We start from the raw sequence: 12,111 nt of genomic DNA, 5'->3' as shown, positions 1-12,111 counted from the left end.
CGGTATAGATCCCCCCCCAGAACGATCAGGATCAGCAGCACAACCGGAAGCGATTTGACCACCAGATCGCGCCGCCCCAGCAGATCGGCCACGGCCATCTGCATGTCGCCTGTGCCGTCTGCGGTGACAAACCGAGGAAAGAACCGCGACAGCAGCAGGATCGTGGCCACAAACAGGACCGCAAGGATCAGACCGGGCACAATGCCGGCCGTGAACAGTGCGCCAATGGATTGCTCGGCGATGATCCCGTACAGGATCAACAGCAGCGACGGCGGGATCAACATGCCCAGCACGGACGATCCCGCGACAACCCCCACAGAAAACGACCGCGTATAGCCTGCTGCCAAAAGCTCGGGCACCGCAAGCCGGGTAAAGACCGATGCCGAAGCGATCGACGTGCCATTGACCGCCGCAAAGATCGCATTGGCAAAGACCGTGGCAATGCCCAGACCACTGGTCATGCGGCGAAACAGCTGCCGCGCCACCTGAAACACATCGCGGCCCAGCCCCGACACATCAATCAGCATGCCCATCAGGATAAACAGCGGGATCACGCCAAACGAATATTTTGCCACCGAATCCAGCGCCGCCAGAGACAGGAAGAACCCGGCCACATCGACGCTGCCCCGCACCGCAATCACCCCAAGGAACGACACCAGCATCAACGAGATGGACACATGCAACCCAAGCTGGATCAGCACCAGAATGGCAACCAGCGACCAGATGCCGATTTCAAGGTTGCTCATGTGCGTTGACCCCTTATTGCGGCAGAGAAATGCGCGCATGCCGCGCGCAGATATTCCAAAGTGGCCAGCACCGCCCCGACAAGCACCAGCGCATAGAACGGCCAGACCGGCATCACGAACATGCCAGGCACGCCGACGGTGTGACTGTGATAAAAAGCCTTGCTGACGGACGGGATCAGAAACCAGACCAGAACCGCCAGCATCCCGAACCCTACCAGCGCAAAGACCGCATAGAACCCGTCAGCCAGACGCGGACGCGAAACGACAAGCCGGGCCAGCAAAATGTCCGAACGGATCATCCTGTCGGTGCGGATACAGTCTGCCAGCTGCAAAAAGATGATAGACACGATTGATGCCGAAATTATTTCGGCCGTGCCCGGCAAGGGGCTGTTAAAGAAATACCGCCCGCTCACGTCCAGATTTATCCCGACCATAAGCCCGACAATCATCAGACTGCCAATGGCCGAAACAGCGCGTGTTATGCCGTCCATGAATTTCGAGGCGGCACTTCGCCGCCTCGGGCCATCCGGCCTGTCCTGTTCGATTTTCATGGGTCAGTCAGCCGCCCAGTCGCGGACAAAATGCGCCCCTGCATCCGCCAATGCAGCCAGATAGGCTTCCAGCGTCTCGGTGCCTGCCTTGCCCTGGGCATCTACGCCTGCGGCCCATTCGCGGGCAATATTGGGCATCGCCATAGCATAGGCCACGCGCGCTTCGTCCGCCAAAGACACCACAATCGCCCCGTTTTCCTGCGCCGTTGCCACGCTTTTCGCCGCGATCTCTTCATACCCGACGGCGACCTTGGCCTCGTATTCCGAAGCCACCTCTTCGATCACCGCCTGAACGTCGGGCGGGATTTGCCCCCAGCTGTCCAGATTCACGCTCAGCGCAGAGGCAGACTGCGGGCCGAAGTTGATGCTCGAAATATAGGGTGCGACCTCGTAGAATTTATAGGGTGCGATGGCGCTTTCAAAGACGATAATTCCATCGGCCAGCCCTGTCCTGACCGCGTTGTAATATTCAGGAAGCGATCCCGCCAGCGCTGTAGCCCCGGTGCCGCGCAACCAGTTCGTCGACAGCCCCCCTGACACAATCTTGCGCCCTTGCAGATCGGACAAATCGGTCCATTCAAAATCGGTGATGATCTGATAGGAATCCACAACAGAAGCGGCCAGACGCTTTTGGTTGGCGTCGGTCCAGGCGGCCTCCATCGCGGGCACGCGGTCGTGCAAGTCGTTGATGATACTGACCATCGTGCTGACGTTGCTGCTTGAAAACGGCGTCACATAGGTGACCTGTTCCAAAGGCAGACGATCCGCTTCGAAAATGGTTGGAACGTATCCAAAGTCAGTGATCCCGACCTCGACCGCCTCCAGAACCTCGGTGACACCAGCCAGCGAGCCGCCATAGGCTTCGGTCCAGGCTACGGTGTGGCCCATCGCTTCCAGCCGCGTCGTGACCTCGGGAATGAAATAGCTGCTGAGCAATGCGACGCCTTTGGTGACCGGCGGGTGGCCGGATGCAATGGTCCAGTTAAAGCTGTCGGCATGCACCAGCGTGGCCGGGGACACCCCCAGAGCTAGGCCGCAAATGAGCGAGCGGGTACGCGTTGTTTTCTGCATTCTTTCCTCCCAGATCGAACAGATGCACCAGAGCTACTAAAAACACGGGTATAAAACAAGTGTTTTAAATTGGTGTAAGTCTGCCGGAACTGGCAGCGACGCTTTAACGTATCCCGGTTAACCGCAAGCCGCCGGACGGGCGTTCCCGCCTATGCGCAAGGACACTGGTGATCGTTGCTGAAATCGGCCTCGCGCACTCCCAGGGTCTGGAAGCGCTGTCGTGCGTCGCCGGGGAAGATGCGGGGCGGGCATTCACAACGACCATGCAGACGCATGTGCCTTGCCACGCAGCCCTATCTGGCACCCGTCAAATGCAGCGGCCCGCACAAGGCCGGCACAAGAATCGCGCCGTTTCGATTAGGCTCCTGACCCTAAGAATCGTCGTCTGGAACCGGCGCGGTCGCGTGAAAGGTCCCGGCAACATCGCTTTGGATGCCAGCAACCAGAAAGCCGACAGTCTGGTCCAAAAGCTTTTGACGGTCCTTCAGGCTGGCGCGGCCTTCGGTCAATGTGGCCAATCGGTCCGCCTCCCAATCCTCGGTCGCCGTCAAGACGATGGTGCTGACCATCATCAGATAGCGCCACACAAGATCGTCGCCTGCAATTCCAGTCGTTGCGCGCCCGAACATTTCGACATAGCGGCCCGCCAGCGGGTTCAGATAGGTCGACACGATGCGCCGCGTCGCGTCATTTGGCGACAGGCGATGTTTCAGAATAAACCGCGCCATCAACGCGCCCTGATCCTCGTTCCCGGGGGCCAGATAGGGCTCGATAAAACTGGAGACAACACGCTCAAGATCGGGCGCGTTTTCACCAGCCTCTGCCGATATTCGGTCAAGCAAGGCAAGACGCGCTTTCGTGACCCGCGCGATGACGCCCTCGAACACCGCCTCGGCAAGCGCGTCTTTTGATCCGAAATAGTAATTCACAGAGGCAACGTTTACATCTGCCTCGCGTGTGATCTGGCGCAGGGAGGTCTGGTCATAACCCTGACGGGCGAACAGCCGTTCGGCCGTCGCTATGATGTGGGATATGACGGACTTATCCATGTCTATTTTGCGATTTAAACTCATGTTTGAATTTCTAGAGAAAGTATAGGCCCACCGCAAGAGGCGAGACCGCCAACTTTGGCGCGTGGCCTGCTTCGCATTGTTCCTCCTGATGCAGTTCGGAGAGAGACAGGAGCGCGGCGCAACGGCCACGGGTGAAGAGCGGCCTGTTTCACAGCGACTGGACAGGTTGGTTGGCTATGTCAGGGACAACCTCAAGGAACCGATCACGCTGTCCGACATGGCCCGCGCGGCAGCCTTGTCCGAGCGGCAACTGAATGTTCTGTGTCATGAGGCGTTTGACCAGTCGCCGATGCAATGGCTGCGCGGCTTGCGACTGGACGCCATACGAGAGACGATCCTGAACGCCCCACCGCAAAATCTTTCCGCGCTTGCAATGCAATTCGGATTTTTCCATCTCGGCAGGTTTGCGACCTATTACAAACAGCGGTTTGGCGAACTTCCCAGCCAAACCTGCATTGCCGCAAGAAACGGCTAGTCTGACGTCTCTTCCTGCAAGAAGCGGATAGATAAGCAGCGCCCCAAGCGCGCAACCTTTCCCTGTTCCCTACTCACGGAACCCGTGCACGCCACGGTAAAACCGGACTCGCGCCATGTCTGACAAGGCTGCCGTCGAGTTCGCAAGCCATAAAAAATAGGGAGTTTCCAATGGACGGCGTACCTGCGAATGACACCGTGAATGCCGCAAAGGCAAGTCTGAACAAGACTTACGGCGCGTTTATCAACAAGGAAATGCACACCGTCGGCGCGGCCCAAAAGGTCGTGCTGTCGGCCGGCGCGATCAATTCGCCCAAGATCCTGATGCAATCGGGCATCGGACCAGAGGCGCACCTGCGTGAATTCGACATTGATTTCATGCAGGATTTGCCCGGCGTCGGAAAAACTTTCAGGATCATGTCATGGTGGCCGGATGTATCTGGGAATACAAAACACCTCAGCCCCCGCAAAACTCCGGCGCCGAGGCCACGTTCTTCTGGAAATCGGATTCCAGCCTGGACACGCCCGACCTGCAACCTTTCCAGATCGAAGTGCCCTATACCACCGAAGTCACCGGCAAGAAATTTGACGTCCCACCCGGAGCATGGACCATTGCGCCAGGTCTGGTCCGGCCGGTCTCGACCGGACAGGTGCGACGGACGGGTGCCTCGCCGGCGGACACGGCCCTGATCGACAGCGGTTTCCTGAAGGAACAGGCCGACATAGATGCACTTAGCCGTTGTGTGGAATTGTGTCGCGAGATCGGAAATTCGGATGCGATGGCTGAATTCGTAAAGCGCGAAGTGATGCCCGGACCAATGACGGGAAAAGACATCGCGAACTTTGCACGCGATGGCGCCATCTCCTATTTTCACGAAAGCTGTACCTGCAAGATGGGCACAGACGATATGTCGGTTGTGGACGGGTCGCTGGCTGTCCACGGTATCGAGGGGCTGATGATCGCCGATGCTTCGGTGATGCCACGCGTGACCACCGGAAACACGATGGCACCGACCGTCATCATTGGGGAGCGCGCGGCAGATATCTTGATACGTTAGGGTCCTGGCTCTACGTCGTCAGCGGCAATTTCGCGAAATTTCGGCGGCAAGGCCGTCCACAAAAGCATCCACCCGAACGGCGCGGACGGCGCGGGGATTCAGCAGCGCGACGATATCGGCATCGGGCAGGGACCAGTCGGGCAGGACATGGATCAGCCGACCGGCCCGCAGATCCTCAGAGACGCTCCATTCGGACCGTTCGACGATGCCATTGCCATCGAGCGCCCATCCCCGGATCACCTCGCCGTCGTTGCAGGCATAGACGGGATGGACGCGCAGGCTCGTCTCGGTTCCATCCGGGCCGGTCAGGGGCCAAAGCGTGGTGTCGGCCCGGTCCTCGCGCACCACGGCCACGCGATGCGCCGCGATATCCACAGGGCTTTGCGGCAGACCGGAACGCGCGGCATAGGCCGGCGCCGCCACCAGAAACCGGCGGTTCGCCGCCAGCTTGCGCTGCACGATGCGCAGGTCAGGAAGCCGCCCGACATGGATCAGCACATCCCAGGGGCCGGCACGCATGGCCCCCAGGGGATCTTCGCTGAGGCTGAGTGTCGGGCGAAGCTCGGGGTTGTCACCGGCAAAGCGCGAAAGGATCGGGGCCAGGCGCAGCCGCCCGAAGCCGAAGGGGGCGATGACATGCAACGGCCCTTCGATGCGACCCGCGCGGGTGGTCATCTCTTCCGTCAGTGTCTCGATCTCGCCGAGAATTGTGCCGGACCGCTCGATCAGGAATGCCCCCTCCGCCGTCAGGCGCAACGGGCCGTGGCCGCGTTCGACCAGCCGCAAATGCAACCGGGCCTCGATCTGGGCCAGTCGCTGCGAGACCGCCGGTGGGGTCACGTTCAGGCTGCGCGCCGCTGCGGCGAGGCTTGGCGCGCTGGAGAGCGCGGTCAGGAAGCGAAGGTCGGCGATATGCAGCATTAAGTATCAGCTTAATATTGGATTGAGCATATGTGAATATGCGCTGAACGATTTCGCTGTTATGCGCGGGACATCCAATAAGGAGGCCCCCCAATGTTACCCGACCAGACCGGTTCTAACGCGCTGACGACGCCCGCCTTGCTGCTTGACGAAGCAAGGATGATGCGCAACATCACGCGGCTGGCGAAGCGCGCCGAAGATCTGGGCGTTTCGCTTCGCCCGCACATGAAAACGGCGAAATCCACCGAGATCGCACGAAGGGTGACCGGCGCGGTTCCCGGCCCGATCACCGTCTCGACCCTGGCCGAGGTCGAGGTGTTCCATGCCGCAGGTCACGCCGACATTCTCTATGCCGTGGGGATCGCCCCGCAGAAGCTGGCGCGCGTGAAGGCGCTGCGCGAACGCCGCTGCGATCTGGTGGTGATCCTCGACAGTGCCGTGCAGGCGCGGGCGGTGGTCGCGGCAGGCGTGCCGGCCTTGATCGAGATCGACAGCGACGGCCATCGCGGCGGGCTTGTGCCGGGGGATCCGGCGCTGGTCGGGATCGGGCGCATCCTGCACGCGGGCGGCTGCCTGCGCGGGGTGATGACCCATGCCGGCGAAAGCTATACCGTGCGCGGCACCGCTGCCCATGCCGACTTCGCTGATCGTGAACGCGGCGCGGCGGTCACGGCGGCAGAGGCCCTGCGGGCGGCGGGGCTGCCCTGTCCGGTGGTCAGCGTCGGATCGACGCCAACCGCCCATGCCGCGCGCGATCTGACCGGCGTGACCGAACTGCGCGCCGGGGTCTATATGTTCTTTGACCTGGTGATGGCGGGGATCGGCGTTTGCACCCTGGACGACATCGCGCTCAGTGTTCTGACGACAGTCATAGGGCATCAGAGCGCCAAAGGCTGGGTGATGGTAGACGCCGGCTGGATGGCACTGTCGCGTGACCGGGGCACGGCGGCGCAGGATGTTGATCAGGGCTACGGCCTGGTCTGCGATGCACAGGGGCGGGTGGTGCCCGATTTGATTGTCAGCAGCGCCAATCAGGAACACGGGATCCTCTCGCTGCGCCCGGGTGCCGCCGGGCGACTGCCGGATCTGCCGGTGGGCACGCCTCTGCGCATCCTGCCCAACCACGCCTGCGCCACGGCCGCGCAATACAGCGCCTACAACGTCATCCCGTCCACCCCCGGTGCGCCACTCAGGATCTGGCCCCGGTTCGGCGGCTGGTAGGAGACTCCCATGAAATACATTCCCGAAGAGATTTCCGCCGGCTTTGGGTGCAGCCCGGCACCCATGTCGCTTCGATGGGGTCGGACAGCACCGGCAAGCAGGAGTTGCCGCCAGCGCTGTTCGAGCATGCGCGGCTGTTCTGCGACCTGCCTGCGCAATCGCGGGTGATCGGCGAGTTTCAACATGCCGATCCAAATGCGCGGCTGGTTGCGATTGGCGAGGTTCTGGACGGGCGGGCCAAGGGGCGACAGACCCCCGGCGATATCACCGTTTTTTGACGCATAGGTATTGTCAGGGGTTTTTTGACCTCAGCCAAAGCCCAATCGCACCGGATCATCTTCGGGCACCAACATTTCGATGAGATGCCGGAACTGACAGAGGATGAGCGCCGTTTGGGCGAACTACCCGGCTTTACACCGGAACGGATCGAGCAATGGCTTGAAACCTATCCCGGTGAGATCATCCGGCCCCTGGAGTGAGCATGAACGCGCGATTTGAAGACCTCATAGCACAAGCACAAACTGGTGGTGGCACTGAGTGGATTTCAGAAGCCGAGCTTCTAGAATTCAACGAGTATCTTGCCATGCGTGGTTTCGGCGTTTCCAGAATGGAAGTTGCGCGAGCCGAGGGTGGGACAGTACCGCCCAACCACGGTTACGGTGTGACCCCACAGCCATTTCGCGGTGATGATGAGCACTGGATGCATCATTTCGATCCCGTTCGCTCGGCGGTCTATGTCCGTGAGCAGGTTCAATATGCCAAAGAAGACGGGGCACTGTTTGACGACAAGGTATGGGCTGAGCAGCCTTGACGCCTACGCCCAGTGGTCAAAACTCATACGTTTCTGTCACCGGTGATAACGAGGGTTTTTGGAAGGCAACGGGCGAGGGCGGTTTTCCCGAAAGCGGTCGTTGGTGCGCTGCGCAGCTAACGGCAGGAACGAGCCCAAACGAATTGATGCTGCAATTGGGATGAAAGTCCGCTTTGCTGCACCAAAGCTCAGATTTCATCTCAAAGTAAATCTTGAGATTTAATGTCCCGTCCCGTCAGCCAGAACGTTTCAACTGTACCTTTACCTTTGATCTCAACACTCCCGCGCGGGGCAAAAGTATAGCTGCTACCCAATGCAGTGCGCGCTTCGGTGGTCAATTGAATATGACCTGCCTCGCCATGACTTTCCATACGCGCAGCGGTGTTCACTGTGTCACCCCAGACGTCGTAAAACACTTTGGTCGTGCCGATGACGCCCCCGACTGCAGAGCCAGTATGGAGGCCAATCCGCACTTCAACGGTCTCACCCATATCAGCGCTTAGCCTACGGGTGATGTCGAGCATATCCAACGCCATCTCTGCTGCTGCTTGCGCATGGTCAGCGCGGGCCGTCGGCATACCTGCCGCAACCATATAGGCATCTCCGATAGTTTTGATCTTTTCCAGACCATGACGGGCAGTAAGGGCATCGAAGGCTGAAAAGATACGGTTCAGGTAGTTTACCAGCTCCTCCGGTGCCATGCGCGCTGCCTTTGGAGTAAAATCAACAATGTCGGCAAAGAGGATCGTGACCTCAGCATTCTCATCGGCGATGACTTCGCCGGGATTTTCTTTTAGGCGCTCCGCGATCTGGCCTGGCACCAGATTGGCAAGCAGCGTTTCCGAGCGGTCATATTCCGATGCGAGGGCGATCTCTGCGTTCTCAGCGCGACGCAGGATAACGACGATCATCATCAGGGTTACTAAGATCAAGCTGCTTAAATTGGCAAACTGGATTGTTTCCAACAACCAAGGCGTTGCATTGGTGAAGGGTTGTGGGTCTGGAAACCAAAACGGAAGCGCCCAGAACAATGCTATCAGTGGCGGGATAAAGACAAGCATCGCGGCAGGACGCCGTGTGCCGATTTCCATTATCAAGATAAGCACAAAGGACAGGATCGCGTAGTTCAGATCAGACGTTGCGCCAAACATCCACATCAACAGTGTGAACAAGGCAACGATCATCACGCTTGCAAACACCTCCGCCACAAGTTGGCTGCGCCGCGCGATCCAAGGGATAATAAGTGTGATCTGAAAACTTGCACAAAATGCCGCCGCTGGCCACAAAGAGGCCGCGTCATAGGCTAGATAGAACACCGCCCAGCCCAAGATCGTCGCGCAGGCGAGTGGCAAAATTGCTGCCCATAATAATGCAGCGTCGCGTTGCGGTACGGGCAGATCGTGCGACCGACCAAGTGCATAGAGGTTGAACAAGCGTTTCGCAGAGATTGTCAGGCCTGTACCGGCTGAAGCTGTTGGATCGCCCATCAAAAATCCCATTTCGAAATGTAAGCCGGTGAATTGGATTGTAGCCAAACTCGAAGTGCGCCGACATCTATGGATAATTTCAAAGGGTATCATTTATTTATACGAGGCGATCCTTTTTCCTTCCATTTGTGTTTCACCAGCATCTTCTGTTGCTCCACCAAAAAGAAATCGCTCTTAAAGCGGACGTTGCAGGATTAGGACTGACTGTCTGCAAAGTCCCGCATAGCGGTCATCCATGCGCCCCGCAGCGAGCGTCCGCTTTAGGGTTTTCAGCCTCCCAAAAACCACCGTTTTTTGACGCATAGGTATTGTCAGGGGGTTTTTGACCTCAGCCAAAGCCCAATCGCACCAGATCATCTTCGGAAACCAGCATCTCGACGAGATGATCGAAATTGTCCGCGACCTTATAGAAGCTGTCCTGAAAAGTGACGCCGTTTGGGTCGCACACCCAGATTTCAGGATCAGGACGATTTTCATAGTTCAAGCACAACCAACCGGCCTCGCCATACAAAGCGAATGGGATATGTCACCGGCGAAAACGACCGTTTTCGACAGTTCAGGACTATCCGTGCAGGATCTCTACGTCGCCCGCGCCGTGCTTGAGCGCGTCGACCGGTAAGGCGGCCCCAAAGCCGTCATCTGCTCCGCGCGGCAACGGTCCTCGCGGGCGAACCGAAAGACGCGGAAGGCGCCAAACGCTCGCTAGGGTCTGGACCCCAGGCTAGGGTCAGGACCCATTAATCCTGCACCGTCAGTTCGACAGATTTTTCCGCTGACAAGCAGCATCTGTGCAGGAATAGTGGTTCTATTTCAAACAGATGCGCCGCCTCCTCTCGGGACATTGCTGCGCAATGCCCTGCCGGGCAATGGGCTGCGGGAAAATCCGTCGAACCCGTCACGCCGAAGGCGTGCCAGCATAACACGGCGCTCCTTCGGAGCGACGGGCGGCAATTTCACTTCATTTCAGTGTCTTGGGCCGCTTGCAAATAGAACCACTATCGGCTGCACGACCCAAACCACTGAAATTTCGTGAAATTGCCGCTGACGGCGCAGGATTAATGGGTCCTGACCCTAATCGTTTCAGAGTTTTGCACCCTACGCGATGTCATGCAGCTTGAGGCCATCAAGCCGCCCCATGATCGCTTTGCCAACGGTATCGACAATGGCTTGAGGGAAGGCTTTGGGCAGGACGCTGGCGACAGTATCAAGCGCTTCGGGCGTTCTTGCCGCGATCTCCTCGATGAGGCCGATGGTTCGCTTTTTTGAGAAACCGGCGCGCATGGCCGTCTGCACAAAATGCCGCCCGTGAACCTGATCAAAGCGATAGTGTCGGCTGTTTCCGACCGACATCGCCATCTTCATTTGCTTGCGTTCGATTTGGCGGGCTTCCAGTGCACCTTGCGCTGTCACGATGTCATAGAGCGGGGTCATGCGATAGCTGCCGCCAGGGCTTAGAAACACACTGAAGTTCTTGGCATGGGCGTCCGTCGCGCCCATCAGCCAGAATATGATCTGCGCTTTGAGGAAAATGTCCTGATCCTCAATCGGTGTATCGCTGCCGTTGAGCAAGCCCAGGACATCAATCATGCCGGGGCCACCCTCGTTCTGGTATTTGAGTGTCGGTGGTACAGAAAGTGCCTGGCAGCAATCTTCCTGAGGCAGGCGCAGCAATCGCCCGTCTTTCGTCCAGCGGCGATCAAAGCGCTCGATTACCAGCGCCTTGGTCTCGCCGAAGGTTTCGATGGTGGCGGTGTTCACAGGCAGGCCAAACGCTGCGGTGAGCTTCAGGCAATAGTATTCGTTCTCGACGCTGTCCGAGAGATCAATGCCATCCGGCAGTTTTCCGATCTGCGTCTTGATCAGGTGGGATGTCGGCGTCGTGCCGTGGGGTTTGATCCACTGACCGTCGTGCCAAAGCAAAGCGGTCTTTTCCTGCGCCCCGGCAACGGAAATCCTGAAGCCGTCGTCGCTGGCGAGGCCAAGCGGTGCCTGGCTCAACCCGTTCAGGATTTTTTCGATGGTCGCCGCATCGACAGCTTCACCTTCGATCTTGCCGGTGGCATCGGGGGCGTCATCCTCTCCTGCGATGAACTGGAGCGCCCCCACGCAGTCGTGGCCGATCTTGGTCAGCATACTGTAGGCGTCCGTCCCGCGCGCGCCGACCTTTTCAGCAACGAGGCGGCGCAGCTTGTCCGAGTCAGGCAACAGGTTCTCAAAGACGGCAGAAACAGGTTCGCCGCGATAGGGCGTCTCGCGAAGCGGCAGTGACAAGGAGACCGGCAGGGCATGTTCCCAGTCGAGCCAGTCCGCTTCGTAGGAAAACCCGACGGCACCGCTTGCCTCGCGGCTCAGCGTGCCGACGCGGCGGTTGTTCAGATAGACCCGCAAGGGCGCATAGGCTGGACGCCGCCCCATCAGAACAACTCTTCAATATCGCTGCCATGACCTTTGGAGCGCGCGCCGATCCTGAATTCCAGGTCGAGAGCAGCAAGGACAGCGAGGATGGATTCGAGCTTTGCGGGCTTTTCTCCGCTCTCTATCATCGAAATCGTTGCCTGGCGCAGACCTGCCCGCTCGGCAAGCTTCATCTGCGTCCAGTCCCGCTTTTTGCGGGCCCGGTGGATGATCGCGCCAATCTGTCTTGGTGTGCGTGCCAAATCACTCATTTGACCGATATACGTCAAGGCGTATAAATTGT

Annotated in this window: 13 protein-coding genes and 3 pseudogenes; 8 read left to right on the top strand and 8 right to left on the bottom strand. The window is 58.9% G+C overall.

Annotated features, from left to right (window positions below):
* Nucleotides 1-92: 92 nt before the first annotated feature.
* From DSM107133_RS25070 to DSM107133_RS18210, 4 genes and pseudogenes are all read right to left on the bottom strand, one after another.
* Nucleotides 93-662: pseudogene (locus DSM107133_RS25070) on the bottom strand (TRAP transporter large permease subunit); the annotation flags it as partial.
* Nucleotides 663-742: 80 nt separating this feature from the next.
* Nucleotides 743-1,297, bottom strand: coding sequence for a TRAP transporter small permease (locus tag DSM107133_RS18220; protein ID WP_114294645.1), 555 nt, complete (start codon nt 1,295-1,297; stop codon nt 743-745).
* A gap of 3 nt (nt 1,298-1,300) precedes the next feature.
* Complete coding sequence (locus DSM107133_RS18215) at nt 1,301-2,368, bottom strand: C4-dicarboxylate TRAP transporter substrate-binding protein (RefSeq protein WP_114294644.1); 1,068 nt, start codon at nt 2,366-2,368, stop codon at nt 1,301-1,303.
* Between the two features lie 371 nt (nt 2,369-2,739).
* Nucleotides 2,740-3,417, bottom strand: a complete 678-nt coding sequence (locus tag DSM107133_RS18210; RefSeq protein ID WP_162792104.1) for a TetR/AcrR family transcriptional regulator — start codon at nt 3,415-3,417, stop codon at nt 2,740-2,742.
* Between the two features lie 112 nt (nt 3,418-3,529).
* Here DSM107133_RS18210 and DSM107133_RS18205 point away from each other — a divergent pair, with 112 nt between their 5' ends.
* From DSM107133_RS18205 to DSM107133_RS18195, 3 genes and pseudogenes are all read left to right on the top strand, one after another.
* Nucleotides 3,530-3,916 (top strand): helix-turn-helix domain-containing protein, encoded by a 387-nt coding sequence (locus tag DSM107133_RS18205; protein WP_162792103.1) that lies wholly within the window; start codon nt 3,530-3,532, stop codon nt 3,914-3,916.
* A gap of 170 nt (nt 3,917-4,086) precedes the next feature.
* A pseudogene (locus DSM107133_RS25065) lies at nt 4,087-4,271 on the top strand (GMC family oxidoreductase N-terminal domain-containing protein); the annotation flags it as partial.
* Nucleotides 4,272-4,337: 66 nt separating this feature from the next.
* Entirely contained in the window at nt 4,338-4,973 is a 636-nt protein-coding gene (locus DSM107133_RS18195) for a GMC oxidoreductase (RefSeq protein WP_240310612.1), read from the top strand.
* A gap of 18 nt (nt 4,974-4,991) precedes the next feature.
* Here DSM107133_RS18195 and DSM107133_RS18190 read toward each other — a convergent pair whose 3' ends face one another.
* Entirely contained in the window at nt 4,992-5,894 is a 903-nt protein-coding gene (locus DSM107133_RS18190; protein ID WP_114294641.1) for a LysR family transcriptional regulator, read from the bottom strand.
* 93 nt (nt 5,895-5,987) lie between these two features.
* On the opposite strand from DSM107133_RS18190, the gene DSM107133_RS18185 reads away from it, so the two are divergent.
* From DSM107133_RS18185 to DSM107133_RS18170, 4 genes and pseudogenes are all read left to right on the top strand, one after another.
* Complete coding sequence (locus DSM107133_RS18185) at nt 5,988-7,115, top strand: alanine racemase (protein ID WP_114294640.1); 1,128 nt, start codon at nt 5,988-5,990, stop codon at nt 7,113-7,115.
* Nucleotides 7,116-7,159: 44 nt separating this feature from the next.
* A pseudogene (locus DSM107133_RS18180) lies at nt 7,160-7,390 on the top strand (ornithine cyclodeaminase family protein); the annotation flags it as partial.
* A gap of 27 nt (nt 7,391-7,417) precedes the next feature.
* Nucleotides 7,418-7,594: a hypothetical protein gene (locus tag DSM107133_RS18175; protein WP_162792091.1), complete on the top strand. Its 177-nt coding sequence runs from the start codon at nt 7,418-7,420 to the stop codon at nt 7,592-7,594.
* A gap of 2 nt (nt 7,595-7,596) precedes the next feature.
* The gene (locus tag DSM107133_RS18170) at nt 7,597-7,926 is read left to right on the top strand and encodes a hypothetical protein (protein ID WP_114294639.1); all 330 of its coding nucleotides are present in this window, start codon (nt 7,597-7,599) and stop codon (nt 7,924-7,926) included.
* 200 nt (nt 7,927-8,126) lie between these two features.
* Here the strand turns inward: DSM107133_RS18170 and DSM107133_RS18165 are convergent, their stop codons facing one another.
* Entirely contained in the window at nt 8,127-9,425 is a 1,299-nt protein-coding gene (locus DSM107133_RS18165) for an adenylate/guanylate cyclase domain-containing protein (RefSeq protein WP_243253602.1), read from the bottom strand.
* Nucleotides 9,426-9,735: 310 nt separating this feature from the next.
* Between DSM107133_RS18165 and DSM107133_RS18160 the strand changes: the two genes are divergently transcribed.
* Nucleotides 9,736-10,032, top strand: coding sequence for a hypothetical protein (locus DSM107133_RS18160; RefSeq protein ID WP_162792101.1), 297 nt, complete (start codon nt 9,736-9,738; stop codon nt 10,030-10,032).
* A 476-nt stretch (nt 10,033-10,508) separates the two neighbouring features.
* Here DSM107133_RS18160 and DSM107133_RS18155 read toward each other — a convergent pair whose 3' ends face one another.
* Nucleotides 10,509-11,828: a type II toxin-antitoxin system HipA family toxin gene (locus DSM107133_RS18155; RefSeq protein ID WP_114294636.1), complete on the bottom strand. Its 1,320-nt coding sequence runs from the start codon at nt 11,826-11,828 to the stop codon at nt 10,509-10,511.
* Nucleotides 11,828-12,079, bottom strand: a complete 252-nt coding sequence (locus DSM107133_RS18150) for a helix-turn-helix domain-containing protein (RefSeq protein ID WP_114294793.1) — start codon at nt 12,077-12,079, stop codon at nt 11,828-11,830. Before DSM107133_RS18150 ends, DSM107133_RS18155 begins: the two co-directional genes overlap by 1 nt.
* Nucleotides 12,080-12,111: the final 32 nt, after the last annotated feature.

This window comes from Pseudosulfitobacter sp. DSM 107133, from assembly GCF_022788695.1.
Classification (GTDB): domain Bacteria; phylum Pseudomonadota; class Alphaproteobacteria; order Rhodobacterales; family Rhodobacteraceae; genus Pseudosulfitobacter.
Note: the sequence above shows the minus strand (reverse complement) of the source record. Positions and strands in the feature narration are given on the sequence as shown.

Bases quoted from the DNA above. Each gene is read 5' to 3' on its own strand.
- DSM107133_RS18220 (WP_114294645.1), bottom strand. From the start codon at position 1,297: ATGAAAATCGAACAGGACAGGCCGGATGGCCCGAGGCGGCGAAGTGCC.
- DSM107133_RS18215 (WP_114294644.1), bottom strand. From the start codon at position 2,368: ATGCAGAAAACAACGCGTACCCGCTCGCTCATTTGCGGCCTAGCTCTG.
- DSM107133_RS18210 (WP_162792104.1), bottom strand. From the start codon at position 3,417: ATGGATAAGTCCGTCATATCCCACATCATAGCGACGGCCGAACGGCTG.
- DSM107133_RS18205 (WP_162792103.1), top strand. From the start codon at position 3,530: ATGCAGTTCGGAGAGAGACAGGAGCGCGGCGCAACGGCCACGGGTGAA.
- DSM107133_RS18195 (WP_240310612.1), top strand. From the start codon at position 4,338: ATGGTGGCCGGATGTATCTGGGAATACAAAACACCTCAGCCCCCGCAA.
- DSM107133_RS18190 (WP_114294641.1), bottom strand. From the start codon at position 5,894: ATGCTGCATATCGCCGACCTTCGCTTCCTGACCGCGCTCTCCAGCGCG.
- DSM107133_RS18185 (WP_114294640.1), top strand. From the start codon at position 5,988: ATGTTACCCGACCAGACCGGTTCTAACGCGCTGACGACGCCCGCCTTG.
- DSM107133_RS18170 (WP_114294639.1), top strand. From the start codon at position 7,597: ATGAACGCGCGATTTGAAGACCTCATAGCACAAGCACAAACTGGTGGT.
- DSM107133_RS18165 (WP_243253602.1), bottom strand. From the start codon at position 9,425: ATGGGATTTTTGATGGGCGATCCAACAGCTTCAGCCGGTACAGGCCTG.
- DSM107133_RS18155 (WP_114294636.1), bottom strand. From the start codon at position 11,828: ATGGGGCGGCGTCCAGCCTATGCGCCCTTGCGGGTCTATCTGAACAAC.
- DSM107133_RS18150 (WP_114294793.1), bottom strand. From the start codon at position 12,079: ATGAGTGATTTGGCACGCACACCAAGACAGATTGGCGCGATCATCCAC.